We start from the raw sequence: 23,757 nt of genomic DNA on the forward strand, positions 1-23,757 counted from the left end.
TAGATCATCGCCGCCGCTAACAAGACGCGCGCGGGGTCGACCGACACCAAGCCAAAAATCAAAACAACGGCAATCATAACAACAAAAGGGACTCGACCACGAAAATCGATGCCTTTAAAGCTGCTATAACGCACATTCAAGATCATTAATATGCCGCAGGCGGCCATGAGAATTCCGGCAAACACCTCAAGCTCAAAATGCACACCCTTCTCTACCCAACCCTCTTCGGCGCAAACCCACACCAAGCCCGCCATGACCGCCGCCGCAGCGGGACTCGCCAAGCCAGTAAAGTAATTTTTATCCGCCGTGTCTATTTGCGTATTAAAGCGCGCCAGACGCAAAGCCGCGCAGGCCACATAGATAAAGGCCACAGCCCAACCGAATTTACCTAAATCGACCAGCGCCCAGCTAAACACCACCAACGCCGGCGCCACACCAAAGGACACCATATCAGACAGACTGTCGTATTCTGCGCCAAATTTACTTTGCGCGTTCATCAGTCGCGCGACCCGGCCATCCAAACCGTCAAATATCATGGCGGCAAAAATAGCGATAGCGGCATTTTCAAAATTGCCGTGCATGCCAGAGATGATCGCGAAGAACCCGGCAAACAGTGCCGCGGTGGTAAAAAGATTGGGCAGCAAGTAAATACCACGCTTACGCTCGGTCTTACCATTCACCGAGACCTCTTCCTCATGGTCGTCAATCAGCAGCAAGGCTTCCGTGTCAAACGGCGATTTCGGCTTGTCGTTGCCCTGTTGTTCTGTCATAGCATTCCCGATTCGTTAAATATGTCTATAAAAGAGGCATCATAAATTAAATGCGCTAACTGTACGATGACCTAGCGCAATCCCAAAACGCTTTGACCAGCGGATTGGACAATCGTTGCTGCAAGACCACCACCCCAATTTCCATCATTGGCAAAGCTGGCTCCACTGGAATCACCCGCACCCGCTCCCGTAAAAAGCTCGTTGCCAAAACCAGTTCTGGCACCACACCAATCCCCAGCCCGAGCGCCACAGTACTTACTATCGCCTCATGGCCGCTGACCTGAGCGTAAACACTGGGTTTAATTTGCATCTGCCGAAACCACTGCTCGATTAAAGTCCGCGCCACCCCGCGCTCCGGCAGTATAAAGGGCAGCGTCGCCAAGATCTGCGGCGACAACACCTCACCTGCCGCAGCGATCTGCTCATTTACCGCGCAGGGAATATTAGGCACTAACAAACGCAGTGGCGAGCGCGTTAACTCTTGATACTGCAAACGCGGCGACAACTGCTTTGGCTTGGCGGTAATACCCAGATCCTCGCCACCCTCGGCAATTCGCTCTATAGCATCTGCTTGGTCACCTGTATGCAGTTTCAATTCTATAGCAGGATACCGTTGCCGAAACACCTCAAGAATATTACTAAGCACACTATAAGAAGCCGTAACCGAACAAAATAAGCCCAACTCTCCCTGCAGGGCTTCACTGTGCACGTGCAGGCGCTGAATAATCGACTGCCAATTCACCACCGCCTGTTCAGCATAGCGCAGAAATTCTCGCCCTGCGGCGGTCAACTGTACGCGGCGATTATCGCGCTCAAATAAGGACACGCCAACCTGTTCCTCTAAACGCATCACCGAGCGGCTTACCGCCGAAGCACTAAGATGCATAGCGTCGCCGGTGCGGCCAAAGTGCAGGGATTGGCTGAGGTGGATGAAGGTTTGGAGTTCTTTGAGATTCATAGAAGCAAGTCTGAGGTCGGATGTCGGGCGTCGGATGCAAAACCGACATGAGCAAGCCTGCGCGTCCGACGTCCGACACCAGACCTCCGACTAAATGCCAAAAACGCAACACTACATCAACTATATATCATTTTACGCAACATACAAGCAGTGCTAAAGTGGCCGCCATTGTGGGATCGCACCTGCCCGCAGACCAATTTTACATACCTATTAGGAGAGAATCATGGGCCAGAATTACTTCAATAGCCTGCCGCTGCGTCTTCAGCTGCAAGAGCTCGGCAAATGCCGTTTTATGGATCGCAGTGAGTTCGCAGATGGCTGCGAATACCTGAAAGGCAAGAAAATTGTCATTATCGGTTGTGGTTCACAGGGTCTTAACCAGGGCTTGAACCTGCGCGACTCTGGCTTAGATGTGTCTTACACACTCCGCGCTGAAGCCATTGCCGAGAAGCGTCAAAGCTGGAAAAACGCGACTGAGAATGGTTTTGCCGTTGGCACTTACGAAGAACTGATCCCCACTGCTGACGTGGTGATGAACCTTACACCAGACAAGCAGCACACTCCTGTTGTTAACGCCGTTATGCCGTTAATGAAAGAAGGCGCTTGCTTAGATTACGCCCACGGCTTCAACTTGGTTGAAGAAGGCATGCAAATCCGTCAAGACATCACCGTTGTGATGATGTGCCCAAAATGCCCCGGCACTGAAGTGCGCGAAGAATATAAGCGCGGCTTTGGTGTACCAACACTGATCGCTGTTCACCGTGAAAACGATCCTAAAGGCGAAGGCATGGCAATTGCCAAAGCTTTGGCTTCTGGTACTGGCGGCGACCGCGCAGGTGTTCTGGAATCTTCACCAATTGCTGAAGTTAAGTCTGACCTCATGGGCGAGCAGACCATTCTTTGCGGCATGCTGCAAACTGGCGCCATTCTGTGCTTCGACAAAATGGTTGAGCAAGGCATCGACGCCGGCTACGCCTCTAAGCTGATTCAATACGGCTGGGAAACAGTCACCGAAGGCCTGAAGCACGGCGGCATCACCAATATGATGGATCGTCTTAGCAACCCTGCCAAAATCAAAGCCTTTGATTTGGCCGAAGAGCTGAAAGACATCATGCGCCCGCTGTACGAAAAGCACCAAGACGACATCATCAGCGGTCACTTCTCCAAGACCATGATGGAAGACTGGGCGAACGACGACAAAAACCTGCATGCTTGGCGCGCCGCCACCGCAGAAACAGCCTTTGAAAAGACCCCTGCCGGCGATGTTAAAATCAGCGAGCAAGAGTACTACGACCACGGTATTTTGCTGGTTGCTATGTGTAAAGCTGGTGTAGAACTCGCGTTTGAGTGCATGGTTGCTGCCGGTATGGAGCCAGAGTCTGCTTACTACGAGTCGCTGCACGAAACGCCACTGATCGCTAACACCATTGCCCGTCGCAAGCTGTATGAAATGAACGTGGTTATTTCAGACACCGCTGAATACGGCTGCTACCTGTTCGATCACGCTTGTCGTCCACTGCTAGCAGACTTCATGAGCAAGGTGTCTACCGACATCATCGGTAAAGGCCTGAACACCAAAGACCTCGGTGTAGACAACCAAGAGCTGATCACCGTTAACGCGGCGATTCGCAACCACCCAGTTGAAGTTGTTGGCCGCAGACTGCGCGGTTACATGACTGCAATGAAGAAAATCGTTTAAAAAACGCATTTTCAGCACAGCGAAGGGGCCTCACAAGGGCCCCTTTTTTTATGCCTAATTTTGTTCAAAAATCGACCAATAGATATTGCCTAACAAATAGACTGCGAATATGATGCGCGCCCAGTGGCATCCTGCCACTTTCCGACCGGCCGGCGCGCCCCGCACGAGGTGGCAATATGCCATTTTGCAATTCAACAATCAGCGTTATCAACCTAGGTGACGCATTCCAAATACCAGAGCTTGAAAGTGCCGCCCTTGCGCCCTATGAGTTCACCCGCTATCGCGACGCCTATCATGTACCCACCGTGTCTGGCGAAGCTTGGCTGTTTCAATACGGTATAGTGGTATTTTGGGCCGTGTCTGACGACGACCAACAGCTACTCATAAAACGCGTGACACCTTATATTCTGCTGGAATCAACCAAACGCGGCCGCGAGCTATTTCAGTTCACCTTAAACGCCGAGCAGCTCAGCGTTCGCGGCGACCAAATATCGCTACCTGGCGACGACCATCTGCTTAGACTGGCGGTATCTCACGCACTGGCACAATCTACCCAGCTGATCGTGTTTGAAACCATGGTCTTGGACAATATCAAAGCCACCGCGCATATACCGGCTACCCTAGCAGAAAAGGGCAAAATTCCCCTGCGGCGCAAAGAACTGGCCAAAATTCGCGGCCGCCTGTTTGCGGCCAAAAGCGATATTATTTTGCATTATGGCTTGCTCGATACCCCAGAGTTTTTCTGGGAGCACCCAAACCTAGAATCAACCTATATGCAGCTTGCTCGCTACCTCGACATTAAGCCGCGGGTTGACGTCTTATCCCAAAAGCTGGGCACCATACACGAGCTTTTAGAAATACTGGCCGACGAGCAAAACCACAGTCACAGTGCTTTTCTCGAATGGATCGTCATCCTGCTGATTGGCTTTGAAGTTGTGATGGCGGCGTTTCACTAAGCTAATACTAGGTCACCGGCGCCCGACTCCAGATACCAAGAATTGGCGTACCATGCGCACGCAGTATCGGCTCAATATCCCGATGCAGCGCGTGATAGCGATAGAAGGGAACCCGAGGAAATAGGTGGTGAACTGAGTGAATATTTTGGCCTAACCAAAACCATTCCATCGGACGCATCCACGGGGGCATAATGAGGCTACTCGTATTCTGGTAGCGCTCAGTATTGTCATACGGATAATGCGGCCGATACGCAAACCAATAAGCCGTAAAGAGACCGCCAAAGAAATACCCCACCAAAACAACAATAGAGATGCCAGGCTGATCAATAAGCAAGATAGCAAGTAGACGCCACCCCAGCGAGAAACACAGTTCAGCACTGTAAACAACACGCTCTTTTAAATCGGCAGAGTGCCAATTATTTTCCGCGAAGAAACTATTCTGAGCATAGAAGAACTTTAGGGTCGTCAGCAACACACTAAAAGGCCCCTTACCCATCTCGCTAATCAAATAATCCGGGTCCTTTCCTTTAATGTTGGTATAACGGTGATGAGTAAAATGCTCGTGACGATGGGAGGCAAACGGAACACCGATAATGGGCGCAGCCAGATAGCCACAAACATCGTTCACCCACCGCATCCTCGACCTACTACCATGAATATTTCCGTGGACAGCTTCGTGCAAGGGCGTATACGCCATATAGGTTAGGACACTAACAAGCGGTGTAGCCAACCAAACGGTTATCACATCATTTGCAAAAAGCACTATACATAGTACGAATAGACTACATACAAGAAATGTAAGCGCTATCGTCGGCCAAGCAACTTTACCCATATAACTTATCGCGGCACCTAAAGCCTTCTTATTTAAGTCCTTTAGCTCTTCCTGCATTGTCATTACCATGTAATAATTGAAAATTGAATTATTTAACAGTACTCAATGTACAGCGGCGCCTTTAAAAGTAACATGACACTTATGTCCTTTCGCGCGGTACTTATGGCCACAAATTAGCGCCACCCAACTCAGGCTTTTCACATGGGAAATACCCAGAGCACCCGTCGTCCCGTCGCTATAAGCAAAGTGATGATAAATTTTGCGAAAAATCACGGTGTAGATACGGAAACCTGCTTATTTGGGACCGACATTTCAGAGCACAGCCTTAACGACGGCGCGGTACTCATAGAGCGTGAACAGGAAATGCGGCTCATTGAAAACATCATGCTCGCACTACCCAATATACCCGCACTAGGCTTTAAAATTGGCCTTTGCTACAACATCGCCACTTTCGGGATTTGGGGTTTCTCATTGCGAACCTGTCGAACCCTCAGGGACGCCCTCAACACCGCACTGCGTTTTCTACCTTTAAGCACCGCTTATTGCGAGATTAACGCCTTTGAGGAAGGCGGCTATTTTGGTTTGCTCATGAACCCGCAGTCCATACCCAGCCATCTCCGCGAGTTCTTGTTAGAACGAGATATGGCCGCCAGCATCATAATCATCAAAGAACTTAGCCTAAATGAAATTCAGACTATGCAGACCGAGTTTACTACCTTGGATACAACAAACTCAGTCTACATAGAGTCGGTCTGCGGAGTTAAACCACTTTATCAAAGCAGGCGCAACGCCATCCGCGTTCCTATTAAATATATTGATAAACCACAGCCTACTTACGATGCCAACCTAGCGAGACTATTAAGCGATCAATGCGCAAGACAATTGCGCCAGCGACAAACTGGCGGAATTCGCGATAGCGTTAGGAATCAGATTTTAGGCGACTTAGGGCTAATGGCGTCGCTAGACGATGTTGCGTCGGCAATAAACCTATCTAGCCGCACACTCCGGCGCAAATTGGATAATGAAAGCACCAGCTTTCGAGCCCTAGTAGAGGAGGAGCGAAAACAAATGGCATTCCAACTTCTAATCAGTAGCGACATGAAAATAGATGAATTGGCTGCACATTTAGGCTACACCGACACAAGTAGTTTTACTCGTGCCTTTCGACGCTGGAGTGACTGCTCACCAAGGGATTACCGACTGTCTCATAACGCCAGGAAAATACCAAAAAACGAAGACTAGGAGCTGACTGTAACAAAGCTACCCCCATCGACCTTTGCTAGGAAGCTTTTAACTATTTCCATAACCTTTACTGGGTCTTCATGGTGCGGGACATGACCTACTCTGTCCATAATAACGGCCAGGGAGTGACCTGAAGCAGAGCCCGCAATGAAATTGGGAAACGCGACTGATCCGTATTCATCATTGTCACCATGAATTGCCAACACCGGACACTGCACCTCCTTTAGATGGCAACCTAGATTCCAACCTCTGAACTCAGGATCAAGCCAAGTTTCAGTCCACGCAGCCAAGACCCAGCGAGCTTTATTACCATGGTATTTGGTAAGTTTTCCCATATTGATCGGATTACTGAAGTACTGCTTCGCAGCTTCGATCCCGTTTATTGTTTGTTCTTCGATAAATGGCTGCGCAGACTCGGCAATAAGACTAGAGCAGAGCTTAACTCGGGAGTGAATAGCAGCAATTGCTATCGCCATACCACCGCCGACACTATGACCAAATGGAACCACCGCTTCCAGGCCTAGAGACGCACAAAGTGATGGGAAAACAATTTCCGCTTCTTCGTCAATGAATCTGCGCGATGGTCGTTCTACGCGTTCGCTGGACCTACCAAACCCCAGCCGGTCATAGGCGACAACTGTGCGACCAAGGCTAAGGGAAAGCTGAGCCGGAAACTCTCGCCACAGAGCTACACAGCCTAACGAATCATGCAACAGGACGATTGGAGGTGACGTTGGCGGTTCTACTGGATGCCAAATCCGGACATAAATACTTCCACCCGGAACATCAACATATTTTTCTTCTGATTTTCCGCGCCGCATAAATTATACCGCCTCTATTAGCATGAAGATGGAACGACAAGCATTGGAAAAGTAGCATTCAGCGTTATAAAGGAAAAATATCGCGATCATCCAGAATGCCTCATTGTCGGTTAATGAATAAAGTATCGCCTTCAAGGAAATACTGGCGCAGAAGTTTATCGCAATTGACGGCAACCTAGAAAGTCGGCGCTCGCTATAATTAAGAACATGAATAAACGAGGGTAAGCACTACAAAATAGACGATTATTTAACTATATATGTACTATAAACGTAAAATTATTTCATAAAAAGGCCCCCGAAGGGGCAAAGGCATCGTCAATTACTCAGCTATAAACGCCGAGAAAACCAGAATATTAACTCTAATAAATTTAATTTAAATACAGTACAAGGGAAAGCTAACACACATTAGCAGAAAGCTCCCCCGTATGACTAACACTACTCTAAACTACTTCGATGTAAGTTTAACCATCATCTTCGAATAGCCTTTTACAAAGTTAGACTGCACATACTCGGGCTCGCCAACCACTTCGATTTTATCGAATCTCGCTAACAATTCTTCCCACAGTATACGTAACTGCAACTCAGCAAGACGATTACCCATACAGCGATGCACGCCAAAGCCAAAGGAAAGGTGGTTACGTGCGCCTTTACGATCCACGATAAACTCATCAGGCCGCTCAATCGCGCGCTCGTCTCTGTTGCCAGAGGCATACCACATTACGACCTTGTCACCCTTTTTGATGGTTTTGCCATTTAGCTCTACATCCTGCTTCGCGATACGACGCATATACGCCAGCGGCGTTTGCCAGCGGATAATTTCTGACACCATGTTCGGAATCAAGCTAGGATCGCTCTTCAGCTTAGCAAACTCGTCAGGGAAGCGATTCAAGGCAAGAACACCACCGGACATCGAGTTACGGGTGGTGTCATTACCACCAACAATTAAGAGAACTAAATTACCAAGGAACTCCATCGGCTTATTAATCAGATCCTTAGTATCTGGATTATTCTGTAACATACCGATCAGATCAAAACCTACTTCGCCACCAGCAGCAATCTTTTCCTCTTTAACGCGCCAAAGTTGAGAAAAATGCTTGGCCATATCCCTCATGCCCTCGAACAGCTCGTCGGTATTGGTCGAGCCGCCAGTCATCTCGGCACCGCCGCCAGCCAAATCTGACCAATAAACAAGTTTTCGACGCTCCTCGTAAGGGAAGTCCAGCAGTGTTGCTAGCATTCTGGCAGTCAGCTCGATAGAGACATCCTCTACCCAGTCAAACGGCGTATCTAGCGGCAGCTGATCTAGGACCTCTTGAGTACGACTGCGAATCAGACCCTCCATTTCTTTGAGATTCTTCGGTGCCACAACACCCTGCACAGCTTGACGCTGCACATCGTGCTTAGGTGGATCCATGGCGATAAACATCTCAAGTGCGAGCTCTTTCGGCGTAGCGCCGATAATGATAAACGGTTCGGCAGAAAAGAGGTCGTGATGTTTATCTACAAAAACAATGTCGTCATAACGCGTGATCGACCAAAACGGTCCGAATGGACTTTTTTTCTGATAATGAACTGGGCATTCATCGCGCAATCGCTTGAAATACGACTCCCAACGATTTTGCTTAAACAGAAATGGATTACTAACGTCAATCTCGTCGATCGCCAGCGTTGACACTTCAGGAACAGGTGCTTCTACAAACTCCGGGAATTTAGTGTACATACCTAGCTTATTTTTAGCTTTGTACAGCATATGACCGGCCTTAATTTGCAAGTGCATTGGAACACTAGCAGCACCTTTTTCAGCTACCAAATCAACAATTTTCATAAACCATCCCCTTTTCGCATATTTCGTTAAGTATTATTCTTTTTTTACATTTGAAACTCAGGCAGGCGCGCAATCATGCCATTCATCGCATCCGTGGTGATGATTTGGCAAGCAAGCCTAGAAGTATCACTACGCTCAGGCGTAAGATCTAGCATTTGTAATTCATCTTCGGTTGCATTGCCTGTCACATTAAAAGTTGCGCCTTCAACAATGACATGACAGGTACCGCATGCACACACACCGCCACAATCAGCGTCAATACCAGGAATCCCATTATCCAAAGCAATTTGCATCAAGGATTTCCCTGCCTCAATATCTACCACATGTTCCGTACCATTGTGTTCAATAAAAGTAATACTTCCCATAACGCTCTCCTTCGTGAAACTGCTTTACCCACTTACTTTTTCATTAATGCATTTTTATACATAGCAAATTCGTTATCACAGTTTCACGATAACAATATTATTAAATAACTCGATATATTTAATATCTTTATTTACAACCTAATTAATTATTAAAACTTATACGTTGCATCTACGCCAAATGTTCTCGGCGGACCTTCTTGAAAATAATCAAATCCGAAACCAGCCTGAAGATTAATTGCATATCCATCATACTCTTCATATGCAAGATTTTTGGCCCAGATAGACACCGAGTAATCCTCATTAATTCCACGCCAGGTCAAACGTGTATTCACTAGCGTATAAGCGTCCTGCTTAATATTTTCATATCCACCTTTATCATTATAAGCGCTGTACCACTGCTTATCCTGATAATTAGCGTTAACATTCCAGTTTATATATCCACTGTCTCCACTGTAGATTTCATAATCTATAGAAATGTTTCCACTTATTTTTGGCGCTGATATTAACTCATTTCCAGAAAGATCAATTTCATCATTCGGATTATTAAGCGTTTCCGTGTTTGACAATGAAAGCTCGGTATATTCAGTATCAAGATAGCCAAGCCCCATCATAAACATTAATTTTTCAGTTGCGGCAAACATAATTTCAGCTTCTAAACCGGCTATTTGTGAGCCACCAGCATTTTCCAGAAAGTTCGATACACCGACCACATTAATAAACTGCTGGTCTTTATAGTCATATAAAAATGCCGCTGCATTAACACGAGCACGCTGATCGTAAAAGTCTGATTTAAACCCTATTTCGTAAGCATCAATATACTCAGGCCTTGCATAAGCTTCGTCGAAATCACGCTCTCTATAATAAACACCACCATTAAAGTTACCTGATCGGAAGCCCTTGCTATAGCTTGCATACATCATAAAATCGTCATTGAAACGGTAATCTATACCAATCTTACCGGTAAGCTCCTGTTCTTTTGCCGACATAGGCTCCGAAGAATCTGTCGTATATGCACCATGGGTATACCCAATCTCTCCCGTCTCAAAGAGATCTTCGAGTGTAGTTTCCCCAGTGAGTAAATTCTGAAGAAATAGATCGATCTCAACAATACCTGCGTCACCACCGAGATTAAGCGGTATAAAGGGTTCATCATGTCGAGTAGTATTCCCCGGAACATATGTTCCTCGCGGACTACCATCGTATCCCTCTCTAGAAATATTGAGGTAGGTAAGATCAATTTCATCCACCGTGTAGCGAATACCAAAATCAATACCAAAATCGGCACTTATATCAAAACGAAATTGCGCATACGCCGCATAACTCGTCTTATCAGTAACCATCTTTTGATCAAGCTGACCAAAATCTAGCAAGTACGGGTAGTAACCAGTAGCCCCAGGGTATGTAATCGCAACTCGCACGTCCGGTGGAGTTCCATAAATCGCATACTCATTATGCATATCCATTTCTTCTTCTGCATAATAAATACCGCCGATGAAATTAATCATGCCATCGTAATTACTAGAAACTCTAAAGTCCTGACTAAACGCCTCAGTATCTACAGCCCAACGAATCTCAAGCAATTCTTCTGGCGACCCGTCAGTATTCTGCTGCTGAGCGTAGTCAGAAATACTCACTGAAGTGATACTTGTAAAGGTGTGGTATTCACCAAGATACTCCAGCTTATTAACTAGCATGTCAGAGTTAACAATTAAAGGACCGGTGAAATTATCTTCGACCTCATGACTTCCCAGATTTTGGGACGACGCGGAGTATCCAGTGTTATCCATATACCCGCTGCTTGCATCCCCCTGAAGTAAAGCACCACTAACAACACCACCTACTGCACCAAAAAGGCCAGCTCCGCCATTATTAAGATCCCCACGCGGCTCATTCCTAGACGCATTTGCCATTGAATCATTTTGACCATGGGTTAACTTAAGTACATTATTTAAATTTTCAGATATCTGCCAATTCAGTGTTAAACGCAAACCTTGGAAATCAATGGACGATAAATTTGGACCACCAGAACGGTTTTCGGTATAACCACTATTCCGAGAAAATGAATATGCGGCACGCACTGCTAGAGTTTCATCTATTAACGTACCCTCAACCCCTAAATCACCGACTCGTGAATCATAATTCCCCGCACCCAACTTGGCATTCACATGAAAGCCGTCGTCAATTATTGGGGTTTTAGTAATGATATTGATTGCACCACCAGTAGTATTTTTACCATACAATGTACCTTGAGGGCCGCGCAAAACCTCTAGTCGCTCAACATCAAAAAAGTTCATACCATGAGTATATACCGGTCCCATATATGACTCGTCGGAGTAAACGCCAATAGGACTTGCCTGGTTAGAGCTGTAATCCGACATGCTGACACCGCGAATCGCAAAGATCGGTTGGACGTCACCAAAGGGACCACTAACCTGCATATTGGGTACTTGCGCAGATATATCATTTGCACTCGCGAAACCGAATTTTTCTAACGAATCAGAAGTCATACCGGTAATCGCAACAGGAGTATCCTGGGTACTCTCCGAGCGCTTCTGCCCCGTAACAATCACTTCCTCGAGCATTGGCGCGGCCAACGAAGTCATTGGTATATAACTTAGACTAGCTAAAGATGCACCTAACGTGATCTTTTTTAAGTAACTCTGAGATATGCGCATTTAATTATTATCCCCTCTAACACTATCGATTAATCGCACATAATCCACCAAAAGCAATCTCACGTCTTTTCCGATGCGGACAACTTTTTGGCAAATTAGGACAGCCGCATTGGCAATTCTCAAATGACAAAAAAACGTCCTAAAAAGCCAATACCAATCAACACTAAACATCAATAATCAGTTCAAACAAATAAACAAATAAACAAATAAACAAATAAATAAATAAATAAATAAATAAATAAAACATTTATATCCATACAGACCAACATCAAGGACATTAAATGAACAACGCCCATGAATTACCGCTTTATCATCACATCATTAACGGCGATATAGTAAAGCCAAACTCTGGTCACTATATTGACGTGCATTGTCCTGCCACAGGCAATCTAATAGCGAAAACCGCCGATGGCGATGCGACCGATGTAGACCTCGCGGTAAACGCAGCCAGCCGTGCATTGAAAAGTACAGATTGGCGCAATATTAGCGTAACCGCGCGTTCCAAATTGCTGTATCAAATCGGTAACACGGTATTAGCGAATGCCCAAGAGCTAGCTATTCTAGAGGTTCAAGCCTCCGGCGGAACGATCAAGCGGGTAATGGGACTAGATATCTTGGCCATCGCCGATTTATTTTTCACTCTTGCCGAGTCCATCAAAAACTACCCATTTATCGAAAACCTTCCACCAAAAATTTTGCCAGAACAAGTTCATACCATGGTGGTAAAAGAACCTGTTGGCGTCTGCGGCATTATTACTGCGTGGAACTTTCCGCTCCTTTTGCTTTCCTGGAAAATCGCCCCGGCTTTGGCCGCGGGTAACACCGTAGTCGTAAAAGCATCGGAATTAACACCAACATCGACATTTCGTTTAATTGAGTTAATAAATCAATTTTTACCGGCAGGTGTGTTGAATCTAGTAAGTGGTACAGGCATAAACGTGGGTGACGCGCTGGTCAAACACCCCAAAGTAAATAAAATATCTTTCACAGGCTCCACTCAAACAGGTAGAAACATTCAAGTTGCAGCAGCCGCCACGCTAAAGCGAGTCACCCTTGAGCTCGGTGGTAAAGGGGCAGCTATCGTAATGCCTGACGCCAATATCGACTTGGTCGCACATGGCGCACTGTTCGGCATCATGATGAACTCTGGGCAGGCGTGTGAATCAGCTAGTCGACTAATTGTCCATGTCGATATTCACGATGAACTCATCGCCAAAATGAAGACCCTAGCCGAGAAAATAGTTGTCGGCAATCCACTCGACCCTGCAACTGGCATGGGCCCTATTGTTTCCGAGCAACAGTTTAATCGAATTGAAGCCTATCTTAGGTCAGCGCAAGAGCAAGGCGCCCACATCATTACCGGAGGAAAGCGCAAGATTGTCGCGGGCTTCGAAAATGGCTATTTCCTTGAGCCAACTATTCTCAGCAATTGCCAGAACGACATGAAACACGCCTGTGAAGAAATCTTCGGGCCAGTAGTGTCGATCATAAAATTTACCGAGCTCGACGAAGCCATAAACATCGCAAACGATTCAATATACGGGCTATCGGCCGGCATCTGGACCGAGGACATCATTGGCGCCCAAGCCGTTGCTCGGCAACTCGAGGCAGGCTCAGTTTGGATAAATGACTGGCACATGATGCGGACCGACGCACCATTTGGCGGCATGAAGCAAAGCGGCTATGGCCGGGAAATGAGTCACAACAGCCTGAACTCGTATACCGAACTGAAGTCCATTTCGACAGCGTTTGAACGCGACCCTAGGAAAAAATCAACTTACCACTTGGTCCATACATTTTAAGGTCGGCGACCCAGCTAATTGAACGCTAATTATTAATAGGATACCAGCATGTCTAGCTCACATTACTATCAGTACAATATGCGCAGCACGATTCATTGCGCCGCAGGCTCCGTTATTCGCATTCCAGCACTATTTGAAGGCATGGGTGCCAAAAGAGTTGTGCTATTTAGCGATATTGGCCTCGAACAGGCCGGCATTGTAGACCAAATAAAAGCAGTATTCGCAAGCTGCTCTAGCAATAAAGCCGTGCTAGTAGGCGTTTATACCGGCATAAGCCAAGACGCAGCCTGCCAATCCGTAAACGCTGCAACTGCTTATGCTAGGTCCGTGGCGGCCGATGCCATTCTGGCAGTGGGTGGCGGCAGTGTTCTAGATGCCTCAAAAGGCGTCAAATACTCCCTTCAACACGGGGCAACAGATATCGCCGACTTACTTCAAAGCGGGATTAAAATTGATGCATGGCCAAGCTGCCAGCACTCGGGGATCCCTCATATCGGCGTACCTACCACTGCTGGCACAGGAGCAGAGGTTTCACCAGTAGCGGTGTTCTACAATGAAGCCTTAGGTATTAAAACCAACCTTGTCGCGCCTTTTCTAGAGCCCGACATGGCGGTACTAGACGGGAATCTGTGCTTAGGACTACCGGACTTCCTCACCGCTGCAACAGGAATGGATGCTCTAACACACGCACTGGAGGCTGTCGCCTCGCCAACTGCGAATGCCATGACAGATGCTCACGCATTTCATGCCGCACAAATGATTGTCGAAAATTTGCCCAAGGTAATCGATAATGGCAAGGACGTGGTTGCGCGCTCAAATATGTTACAAGCGAGCAGCCTAGCAATCGACGCCTTCGGCGGTAGCCTAAACGCAATCCCCATTCACAACTGCGCCCACGCATTCGGCGGCATGTTCCACATCCCCCACGGCGACGCCAATGCCGCGCTCCTTCCCGTCGTGATGGAAGCATGCCCTGAATTTTATGCAGGCAAAGGGCAGCGGCTCGCCAAAGCACTCAATCTTTCTCAAAATGGTAGTGACCAAGAACTATTGGGCAATTGCATTAAATTCTTAATAGACTTCCAACAGCGCATAGGCTGTACAACCAACTTTAAACGCTGGGAGGTCAACCAAGATAAGCAAGATGCTATTTACCATGCGATTGCATCTGACCCTGCCGCAATGTTTTACAGTATATCCCCTGCCGCAATGGCTAAAATAGTTCACGCGGTATGCTGAAGGGGATTAATTAATAAAGCGTAATACGGGATGTATTAGCTTTCCCTGAGCATGGATGCTCGTAAAAACTTGTAACTTTCGATACCGGAGAAAACAATGTTAAATAAACTACTTCCGTACTCCACTTTAGCCGCAGTGCTACTTACCGCACCATCATTTGTAAGCGCCCAAAGCTTAGGTCCGCTTCAGGGTATTACCGACACATTGGGGAGCCTAAGCGGGGGATTAGTGGTGACGCTAGTTGACCCACTCCAAGCAACCACCGCAGCCATTGGGTTAAATTCGTCACCGCTATTCAATATACTGCCAAATAATCCATTACTAATCACTTATGATGTTCTATTAAAAGGGCCGGAAAATACTATCGTTATCAGCGATCTACTACAGGGCAACCTAATCATAAATAACGTTCTCTCCGGATTACCTGGTGGCGATGTAATACAGGCGACTTACAGTGAAAATTTAAAGCCATTTATTCCAACCCTTCCCCTAATCGATGGGCTGATTAATTCACAACTTTAAAACACCTTTCACCGCTCGCCCTTAAATGCGGGCGAGTGTTCCCGCGCTATATTTAGTTCGTCATACAGTAGCCCCCCGAAACCAATATAAACAAACAGCACCAAAGCAGCCGTGCAGACAATGGGTAGCTCCCCCGCCTACACCGAAGTGCCACTCATTCCCTGAGTAGGAAACTCTGCATATTCTTGCTATGCTCCGAGCAGATCAAAAACGTACCCACAACGATAACAATACCTATATACCTGTGAGACTCAATGACTGCACGCGTACGGGCCAGCTGCCTAAATAATTTTGTATCCCTAATTGAGGAGCTACAAGGTAATGCTGAGGATTTATGCCTCAAAGCAGGTATAGATTACAGTCAACTAGATCAGGAAGACTATTTTTTCCCATATCAAAGCTTTATCGACCTACTTGAGTTAAGTGCCACAAGCCTAAATCTACCCAATATTGGCTTACAACTTGCTATGCGACAGGATCACTCTATTCTTGGTCCAGTTGCTTTTTTAGCACTATCTGCGCACGATGTCAGGTCAGCATTAACAAGTGTAGGAAAATTTCTGTACCATTTCACCCCCGCCATTTCACTCACATTGAGAGAGAGTGAGGACCAGCCAAGCTATGCCTGCTTAGAGCTCGTCAACGCCAATAACAGCCGCCAGGCAGTAGAGCACGCTGTCGCTTGCACACTTCACATTATTCACCTGCTTACCGAAGGAAAATTTAAAGCGCGGGCCGTTCATTTCCGCCATTCAAAAATTGGTCCCGAAAAGCATTATCAAAGCGCGTTCAATTGCCCAACGGTATTTAATCAAAAATATGATTCAATAGAGCTCGACACCGACTTTTTAGATATCGAATTGAGCTCCCACAACCCTCAGCTTCACGGTTTGGTATCCAGCTACCTCTCGATGGTAGAAATAGATTCCAACTCCACAAGTAAACCGAATTTATCGACCAGCAAGCAAGCTCGTCATTTAATTCAAAAACTGCTACCGACCGGCCAACTGTCACGCCCCGTAATTGCAGAAAACATGAAACTTCATGAACGTGCCCTGCACCGAAAATTGCAATCTGAAGGGTATACCTTTGAAGCACTTGTTGACGAAGTTAGGATTACTGAAGCTAAAAAACTTCTTGCGCACGACGCCATACCCATGTCACAAATAGCGGGTTTATTGGGGTACAACGAACAAAGCTCATTTAATAGAGCGTTTAAACGCTGGTTTAATATGACGCCAAAACAATATTTGCAAAGCAAACCTTAGGCTAAATTAAAGTTTCACTCTTTAACCAAAAACTGCGCCCTAGCCATTGCTATAGGCGCAGCTTCATCTTCCTGCCACGCACTTATACTCACGTTAATCATTCGCCTACCGAGATAGACCAACTTGCAGCGCGAATGTGTAGCCACATACTTGCCTGCACGCACATAGTCCACCGCGAAATCGACCACCTTGGGAAATTTTTCACTGTTGCTATGCCGCAAGACATACATCATTGCCGACAACTCCATAAAACCAGCAATTGCCCCACCATGTAACGCTGGCAGTGTCGGGTTGCCGATATTGCTCTTTTTGGTCGGTAACAAAAAGCAATCGTTCTCCCCTCCCACTTGTATACCAAGCGTTTGCGCATAAGGAACTCGGTTAATAAGTTGATGCAATTCCAAATCATTCATTGTCGCTACCACGGGACTTCTGCCCTGATTGTTTCAATTTTTGCGCTGCACGAAACTCACGACGCATATCGGTAAACAACGCGAGCTCCATTCGGAAGAAATTACCAACAGCGGATGCAATTGGCTTCTCGCGATCACCATGATGGGCAAGAGCTCGCGCAAAAATCACACTCTCAGTGACGCGATAAACCTCCGCGTCGGCATACACCGTTTGGCCAGGGGTCGCCGCGCGCATATAATCGATACGTAAATCGATGGTTGGCGTCATCGCCAAATCTACTAATACCGTCGCGGCGGCAAAGCCACAGCAAGTATCCAATAAGGCGGTGATTGCGCCGCCATGAATAACGCCCGTATCCGGGTCACCAATCAATGTGTCGCTGTAGGACATAGACATACCAACCCGATGACGCTCAACATATTCTGGGCGAATGCCTAAGGTCGTAAAATGATCGCCTTCATTGGCCGTTAAAACGGTATCAACGAAACGAAGTAGCTCTTCAAAATCCAATGCCATTATTTATCCCGAAATAGCTATTCGACCGAGTATAAACGGCCGCAGCCCAGCATTTTACCAAGTTAACGTCTAAAAGGGTGAAAACACCATAAGACAAAAAAAGCCGCCACCGAAAATCGGTAGCGGCTTGGCGCCTCGCGCTATGTGAGCTTAGTGAACTTGGGCTTCACCCGCTCCCTGTGGGTAGCGAATACTCTCTACCATATCCTGTACATCTTGCGGTGGCGGCGGTGTTAAATGGCACACCACAGCGGCCACTGCAAAGTTAACAATCATGCCTAAGGTACCAATCCCTTCTGGCGACACCCCAAACCACCAATTCTCAGGCACGCTGGCCGCAGGATTGATAAATTTGAAATACACAATATAGGTAGCAGTAAACAAGAGACCACTAACCATGCCCGTTATCGCACCGTATTTATTCATGCGTTTGTAAAAGATACCGAGGATGATGGCAGGGAAAAAGCTCGATGCCGCCAAGCCAAAGGCAAAGGCCACCACTTGGGCGACAAAGCCCGGCGGATTTATCCCCAGATAGCCAGCGATACACACCGCCACCGCTGCCGCACTACGTGCATAACGAAGCTCCATTTTGTCCGATATATTCGGCATCAGATTTCGCTTCAGCAAATCGTGGGAGATCGATGTTGAGATAACCAGTAGCAAACCTGCCGAGGTAGACAAGGCTGCAGCAACGCCACCCGCGGCAACTAGGGCAATCACCCATGCAGGAAGATCGGCAATCTCGGGGTTGGCCAAGACCATAATATCCCGATCAATATGCATCTCGTTGCGCTCGTCGCCGGAGTAGAACATACGGCCATCTTCGTTTTTATCTTCCCAGCCGATTAAGCCGGTTTTCTCCCAGTTGGTCACCCACGTCGGCGCTTCACTGTACTCAGTACCCTGACTATCGGCACCGTTAATGGTGTTGATCATATTCAGCCGTGCAAAACCGGCAACCGCGGGTGCTGTGGTGTAAAGCACCGCAATAAAGATCAACGCCCAGCCCGCAGACTTACGCGCGTCTTTCACCTTAGGTACGGTAAAGAAGCGCACAATCACGTGAGGCAAACCCGCCGTACCCACCATCAATGCTGCAGTGATAAACAGCACATCAATCGTCGACTTCGTCCCACTGGTGTAGGCGGCAAACCCGAGTTCAGCCGACAAGCCATCGAGCTTGTCGAGCAGATGCACCCCCGAACCATCGGCCAAGGTCGCGCCGAAGCCAAACTGGGGAATAACATGACCCGTAATCATGATCGAGATAAAGATTGCCGGCACCAAATAGGCCATCATCAACACGCAGTATTGAGCTACTTGGGTATACGTTATACCTTTCATGCCCCCGAGTACGGCATAGAAAAACACAATCGCCATGCCGAGCAACACGCCGGTGGTAATATCTACCTCTAGGAAGCGGCTAAACACCACCCCGACCCCGCGCATCTGCCCCGCCACATAGGTGAAGGACACAAAGATCGCGCAAATAACCGCAACGGTTCGCGCCGTTTGCGAGTAGTAGCGGTCACCGATAAAGTCCGGCACGGTAAATTTACCAAACTTACGCAGATACGGCGCTAAACATAGCGCTAGCAATACGTAGCCTCCCGTCCAGCCCATTAAATAGACAGCGCCGTCGTAACCCATAAAGGAAATAAGGCCCGCCATTGATATAAACGACGCTGCACTCATCCAGTCCGCTGCCGTCGCCATGCCATTAACAATTGGGTGAACGCCGCCCCCCGCTACGTAAAATTCCTTGGTGGAGCCCGCACGGCAATAAATTGCAATACCGATATACAGCACAAAGCTGAGCCCGACTATTAAGAATGTCCAAGTTCTAATATCCATCATTCACCCCTAGTCTTCTTGGACATCGTATTTTTCATCGAGCCGATTCATTTTGTATACGTATACAAAAATCAGCACTACAAATGTGTAAATCGCCCCTTGCTGAGCAAACCAAAACCCCAATTTAAAGCCGAAAAATTGGAATTGATTAAGTGCATCCGCAAAAAGGATCCCGAAGCCAAAAGACACCAAGGCCCAGATAAACAGCAAGCTAAGTAAAAGCTTAACGTTTTCCCGCCAATAGGCTTTTGCTAATTCTTTTGAATGAAACGCCATTGTTATTCTCCTGTTATTTTCGTCTTATACTTTTTATTAATCTAAGCATTACAGTTAAGTCGCAATCTCGCCATTCGACCTTAGTCGACCAGCAAGCTCGGTTATCAAAATGTATATTTCGCGCTAAATTGCAGACGATCCACATCACCGCTGTCGTCGCCATTTACCGGCCGCTCAATGGTTTTATTCGCGTGAATATATTCAACACCAAAATCCAACGCAGCTATCGGCGCATACACTAAATTAACATGGGCACTCTGATACGACGCCGCCGTGGTATCTTCAACGGTGGCGGGGTTATCTGCAGAGCTGGCCGACAACACTAAACTACTACGCCATTTCGGCGCCCAAAAATGCCGGTAAGCGATATAGCCACCCACCGAGTCGATCAACTCAATATCACCATTATCCTCAATCACACCATCGCGGTAAGTTTGTATACCGAGGTAACGACCCAAGGCATTGCCCGCATTAAGTTGCAGTCGAATATCATCTGCACCTAACCGCCAAACGCCCGCAAAACTCAAACCGTAACCATAGACACTATCGTCACCGGCAATGACTTGCGCCTGACTATTGCTAAAGTTTTGCTTGTAAGCGACTTCTCGCAACAAGCCCGAAAGGCTGTAGCTGAAATCGCCAGATTTTCCGTTATAACGCAGCACCATATCTGGCAGGGCATTATTATCGTAAGCACTGGCGCCGGCCGCAGAACCACTTTCGCCATACAAGCCGCTAGAGGGGTTTTCTAAAGAAAGCATCAGCGAGCTAGCCCCGCTCAGTGCATGAGTCCAGCGCACTTGCGCCTGCCGTTCAAACAAGGTACCAACGGGGCCGACAAAATCTAGGATATCGGGCAAACTGCCGACATTAAAAAAAGTGCTCCAGGTTTGACCGGCTAGCAAAGAGCTATCCTTGTAGTACTGCCAACTCAAATAAGCGTGCCGAACTCGTGACACAGAGGAGTTACTAATACGCTCGTCGCCAATTTGATTCACACCAAAATCCATTTCGATGTAGCTGCCGACCGTACCTACCTCAGTTGCTGTCGTCGTTTTAAACCAAATACGCGAATGCTTGGCCTGCATATCGAAGTTTGCGTCACCGGATTCACCACCAACCGGTATGACCGACGCAACCAGAAAATCATCACCAACTCCTGCCAGTGCGCGCTCGCCGTCGCTGTATTGGCTGGCCATGGCATCTAATTTGATATAGCCACCAAAGGAATACTCGGTAGCACCTTTAGCCTGCCCAGCCTTGGTTGACACCTCTTTTTCAGCGAGCGCCTGCTCTAGGCGTGCAACTCGCTGTTCTAATGTTTCTGAGTGCATTACCTCAGCGGCAGCCGATAGTGGTAACACAGTAAAAACTAGCGAGGCAATAAAGCGTGATTTCAACGGACGGCCCGCCAACTTCGCCAGAGTCAATTTTTTATTCATTATCATCGTGAACTCTCTCGTATCGGAAATGACACGAAATTTATAAGCCCACTGATCGTTGAGGGGTATTAGCCATTAGTCATGTATAGACCAAAGTCTATGCAACAACATGACCTGACAACGGGACTAGACCAAGGTCTAATTCTACTAACGCGATAGTTCAAGGATAGTTGACCGTAATAAAATTAAATGGAGCCCACGGTCATGACCATCTCACTGCCGCCCACTACTCATTACCCCGTTGATACCAAAACAAAAGATTTTGCTTATATAGACCTTGAAACTCATACATCCCTATACCAACAGTCTTTAGAAACGCCAGATACATTTTGGGCTCAACAAGCCGATCGCCTAGAGTGGGTAATTAAGCCAAGCACTATTAAAAACTGCAGTTTTGCAAAACACGATTTAAGCATTCGTTGGTTTGAAGATGGCCAGCTAAATGCCAGCGTTAATTGCCTAGACCGCCATCTTGAACAACACGCCGATCAATTGGCGATGATTTGGGAGCCAGACAGCGAGACCGATTCCGTTCGCAATTACACCTACCGAGAACTACACGCAGAAGTCTGCAAACTCGCCAACGGCCTAAAAAGTTTAGGCGTGGCGAAAGGGGATGTGGTGACCCTATATATGCCCATGATCCCTGAAGCGACCATCGCAATGTTAGCGTGCGCGCGAATAGGCGCCGTACATTCGGTCGTTTTTGGTGGCTTCTCACCCGAAGCATTATCTGGCCGCATACAAGACGGCCAATCGAAATTAGTGATTACTGCTGACGCGGGAAATCGAGGTGGCCGACGAGTCAGCCTAAAACAAAATGTGGATGACGCCATCGCCCTCTGCCCGCCTGCACTAGTTGAAAAGGTCTTAGTGGTAAAACACTGCGGCGACAAAATTGACTGGCAGGAATCTCGAGACGTTGACTATCGCACCCTCGTTAATAATCAGGCTAGCGATTGCGCACCAGAAATCATGAACGCAGAAGACCCACTGTTTATTCTTTACACCTCAGGTTCAACAGGAAAACCCAAGGGCGCCGTCCATACTACCGGAGGCTATTTGGTTTACACCTCCCTCAGCCATCACTGTGTTTTTGATTACAAGCCCGGCGAAATATATTGGTGTATGGCCGACATCGGCTGGATCACCGGCCACAGCTATGCCGTCTATGGACCGCTGAGCAATCGTGCCACCATCGTTATGTATGAAGGCATTCCTAATTTTCCGGATGCCGGCAGACTAGCCCGTATTATTGATAAGCATCAGGTTAATATTCTCTACACCGCACCCACCGTTATCCGCGCGCTCATGGCCTGTAGCGACGAAGCCTTAGCCAATACCGACCGCAGCTCGCTGCGCTTACTCGGCACCGCTGGCGAGCCGATCAACCCCGAAGCGTGGACGTGGTTCTACGAAAAATTTGGCCACAGCCAATGCCCAATCCTAGACACGTGGTGGCAGACTGAAACTGGCGGTGTAATGATTGCCCCCTTACCCGGCGCCATTGGCCTAAAACCCGGCTCGGCAACGCTCCCCTTCTTTGGCGTTCAGGCCGCGCTACTGAACAACGAAGGTAAAGTTTTGATAGGTAAGGCGGAAGGCAACTTAGTCATTTGCGACAGTTGGCCAGGCCAAATGCGCACTATTTTCGGCGACCACCAACGCTTTATAGATACCTACTTCTCAACATTTGAAGGTTATTATTTTAGTAGCGACGGCGCCCGTCGCGACGAGGACGGCTACTACTGGATTACTGGCCGAGTAGATGATGTGCTCAATGTTTCTGGACACCGTTTGGGAACCGCCGAATTGGAAAGCGCCCTTGCCGCCCATCCCTTAGTCGCAGAAGCCGCGGTTGTTGGCTACCCACACGCCATTAAGGGCGAAGGCATTTACGCTTATATCACTCTCACCGACAAGCACGCCGAAAGCGAATCACTGCGCAAAGAATTAAAGCAGTGGCTGCGCAAGGAAATTGGCCCCATTGCGGTAGCCGATATCATTCAGTGGACCGACGATTTACCTAAAACTCGCTCAGGCAAAATCATGCGTCGCATACTGCGCAAAATCGCCGCCGATGACACCGACAATCTCGGCGATTTGTCGACCCTCGCCGATCCTACGGTGGTCACAAAACTCATCGAATCTCACAAGGCGGAGAATAAGGAGATTGCCTAATGTCAGGCGAAAGATTTAAGTGTGTCCCGCAATCGCGGGATGCTTGACGGAAGATGGGAGACGCAAATACCAAAGCAAAAAACGACATCGCGCTTGA

20 protein-coding genes (1 of these 20 only partly in view) are annotated in these 23,757 nt (G+C 47.6%); 8 read left to right on the forward strand and 12 right to left on the reverse strand.

Annotated elements, in window-relative coordinates:
• On the reverse strand, nucleotides 1-770 hold the 5' portion of the coding sequence (gene pssA, locus GVJ32_RS14195; RefSeq protein WP_159240763.1) for a CDP-diacylglycerol--serine O-phosphatidyltransferase. Its footprint begins 46 nt before the window's first position; the window shows 770 of its 816 coding nt (coding positions 1-770); its start codon is at nucleotides 768-770; its stop codon lies beyond the left edge, outside the window.
• A gap of 55 nt (nucleotides 771-825) precedes the next feature.
• Nucleotides 826-1,728, reverse strand: a complete 903-nt coding sequence (gene ilvY / locus GVJ32_RS14200; protein WP_008251336.1) for an HTH-type transcriptional activator IlvY — start codon at nucleotides 1,726-1,728, stop codon at nucleotides 826-828.
• 223 nt (nucleotides 1,729-1,951) lie between these two features.
• Here ilvY and ilvC point away from each other — a divergent pair, with 223 nt between their 5' ends.
• Nucleotides 1,952-3,427 (forward strand): ketol-acid reductoisomerase, encoded by a 1,476-nt coding sequence (gene ilvC, locus GVJ32_RS14205; protein WP_159240764.1) that lies wholly within the window; start codon nucleotides 1,952-1,954, stop codon nucleotides 3,425-3,427.
• A gap of 176 nt (nucleotides 3,428-3,603) precedes the next feature.
• Nucleotides 3,604-4,383, forward strand: a complete 780-nt coding sequence (locus tag GVJ32_RS14210; protein ID WP_008251338.1) for an RMD1 family protein — start codon at nucleotides 3,604-3,606, stop codon at nucleotides 4,381-4,383.
• Nucleotides 4,384-4,390: 7 nt separating this feature from the next.
• On the opposite strand, the gene GVJ32_RS14215 is transcribed toward GVJ32_RS14210, so the two are convergent.
• Nucleotides 4,391-5,284 carry a fatty acid desaturase family protein gene (locus GVJ32_RS14215; protein ID WP_332908285.1) on the reverse strand — a complete coding sequence of 298 codons (894 nt, stop codon included), beginning with the start codon at nucleotides 5,282-5,284 and terminating at the stop codon, nucleotides 4,391-4,393.
• Nucleotides 5,285-5,416: 132 nt separating this feature from the next.
• Between GVJ32_RS14215 and GVJ32_RS14220 the strand changes: the two genes are divergently transcribed.
• Nucleotides 5,417-6,457: an AraC family transcriptional regulator gene (locus GVJ32_RS14220; protein WP_103683261.1), complete on the forward strand. Its 1,041-nt coding sequence runs from the start codon at nucleotides 5,417-5,419 to the stop codon at nucleotides 6,455-6,457.
• Here the strand turns inward: GVJ32_RS14220 and GVJ32_RS14225 are convergent.
• From GVJ32_RS14225 to GVJ32_RS14240, 4 genes are all read right to left on the reverse strand, one after another.
• Nucleotides 6,454-7,278 carry an alpha/beta fold hydrolase gene (locus tag GVJ32_RS14225; protein WP_103683262.1) on the reverse strand — a complete coding sequence of 275 codons (825 nt, stop codon included), beginning with the start codon at nucleotides 7,276-7,278 and terminating at the stop codon, nucleotides 6,454-6,456. The two genes, GVJ32_RS14220 and GVJ32_RS14225, sit on opposite strands and share 4 nt — an antisense overlap.
• Before the next feature lie 445 nt (nucleotides 7,279-7,723).
• Nucleotides 7,724-9,103, reverse strand: coding sequence for a cytochrome P450 (locus tag GVJ32_RS14230; RefSeq protein ID WP_159240765.1), 1,380 nt, complete (start codon nucleotides 9,101-9,103; stop codon nucleotides 7,724-7,726).
• A 44-nt stretch (nucleotides 9,104-9,147) separates the two neighbouring features.
• On the reverse strand, nucleotides 9,148-9,468 hold the full coding sequence (locus tag GVJ32_RS14235) for a 2Fe-2S iron-sulfur cluster-binding protein (protein ID WP_123183166.1): 321 nt from the start codon (nucleotides 9,466-9,468) through the stop codon (nucleotides 9,148-9,150).
• A gap of 149 nt (nucleotides 9,469-9,617) precedes the next feature.
• A complete protein-coding gene (locus GVJ32_RS14240) occupies nucleotides 9,618-12,143 on the reverse strand; it encodes a TonB-dependent receptor (protein ID WP_235035155.1) in 2,526 nt (841 codons plus the stop codon).
• Between the two features lie 281 nt (nucleotides 12,144-12,424).
• Here GVJ32_RS14240 and GVJ32_RS14245 point away from each other — a divergent pair, with 281 nt between their 5' ends.
• The 4 genes from GVJ32_RS14245 to GVJ32_RS14260 all read left to right on the forward strand — a co-directional run bounded on the left by GVJ32_RS14245 (nucleotide 12,425) and on the right by GVJ32_RS14260 (nucleotide 16,974).
• Nucleotides 12,425-13,945, forward strand: a complete 1,521-nt coding sequence (locus tag GVJ32_RS14245) for an aldehyde dehydrogenase family protein (RefSeq protein WP_159240766.1) — start codon at nucleotides 12,425-12,427, stop codon at nucleotides 13,943-13,945.
• Between the two features lie 48 nt (nucleotides 13,946-13,993).
• Nucleotides 13,994-15,184 carry an iron-containing alcohol dehydrogenase gene (locus tag GVJ32_RS14250; RefSeq protein WP_123183163.1) on the forward strand — a complete coding sequence of 397 codons (1,191 nt, stop codon included), beginning with the start codon at nucleotides 13,994-13,996 and terminating at the stop codon, nucleotides 15,182-15,184.
• A 96-nt stretch (nucleotides 15,185-15,280) separates the two neighbouring features.
• Nucleotides 15,281-15,706, forward strand: a complete 426-nt coding sequence (locus GVJ32_RS14255; RefSeq protein WP_123183162.1) for a hypothetical protein — start codon at nucleotides 15,281-15,283, stop codon at nucleotides 15,704-15,706.
• 254 nt (nucleotides 15,707-15,960) lie between these two features.
• Nucleotides 15,961-16,974 carry an AraC family transcriptional regulator gene (locus GVJ32_RS14260; protein WP_047012462.1) on the forward strand — a complete coding sequence of 338 codons (1,014 nt, stop codon included), beginning with the start codon at nucleotides 15,961-15,963 and terminating at the stop codon, nucleotides 16,972-16,974.
• Between the two features lie 14 nt (nucleotides 16,975-16,988).
• Here the strand turns inward: GVJ32_RS14260 and GVJ32_RS14265 are convergent, their stop codons facing one another.
• The 5 genes from GVJ32_RS14265 to GVJ32_RS14285 form a co-directional block, all read right to left on the reverse strand.
• Complete coding sequence (locus tag GVJ32_RS14265; RefSeq protein WP_047012463.1) at nucleotides 16,989-17,387, reverse strand: PaaI family thioesterase; 399 nt, start codon at nucleotides 17,385-17,387, stop codon at nucleotides 16,989-16,991.
• Complete coding sequence (locus tag GVJ32_RS14270; RefSeq protein WP_052763527.1) at nucleotides 17,380-17,904, reverse strand: PaaI family thioesterase; 525 nt, start codon at nucleotides 17,902-17,904, stop codon at nucleotides 17,380-17,382. Before GVJ32_RS14270 ends, GVJ32_RS14265 begins: the two co-directional genes overlap by 8 nt.
• 150 nt (nucleotides 17,905-18,054) lie before the next feature.
• Nucleotides 18,055-19,761: a sodium:solute symporter family protein gene (locus GVJ32_RS14275; RefSeq protein ID WP_159240767.1), complete on the reverse strand. Its 1,707-nt coding sequence runs from the start codon at nucleotides 19,759-19,761 to the stop codon at nucleotides 18,055-18,057.
• A gap of 9 nt (nucleotides 19,762-19,770) precedes the next feature.
• Complete coding sequence (locus GVJ32_RS14280; protein WP_159240768.1) at nucleotides 19,771-20,037, reverse strand: DUF4212 domain-containing protein; 267 nt, start codon at nucleotides 20,035-20,037, stop codon at nucleotides 19,771-19,773.
• Nucleotides 20,038-20,141: 104 nt separating this feature from the next.
• Nucleotides 20,142-21,479, reverse strand: a complete 1,338-nt coding sequence (locus GVJ32_RS14285; RefSeq protein WP_200841433.1) for a DcaP family trimeric outer membrane transporter — start codon at nucleotides 21,477-21,479, stop codon at nucleotides 20,142-20,144.
• Nucleotides 21,480-21,683: 204 nt separating this feature from the next.
• On the opposite strand from GVJ32_RS14285, the gene acs reads away from it, so the two are divergent.
• The gene (gene acs, locus GVJ32_RS14290) at nucleotides 21,684-23,660 is read left to right on the forward strand and encodes an acetate--CoA ligase (protein WP_159240769.1); all 1,977 of its coding nucleotides are present in this window, start codon (nucleotides 21,684-21,686) and stop codon (nucleotides 23,658-23,660) included.
• Nucleotides 23,661-23,757 lie beyond the last annotated feature (97 nt).

The organism is Zhongshania aliphaticivorans (genome assembly GCF_902705855.1).
GTDB classification, from domain to species: Bacteria; Pseudomonadota; Gammaproteobacteria; order Pseudomonadales; family Spongiibacteraceae; genus Spongiibacter; species Spongiibacter aliphaticivorans_B.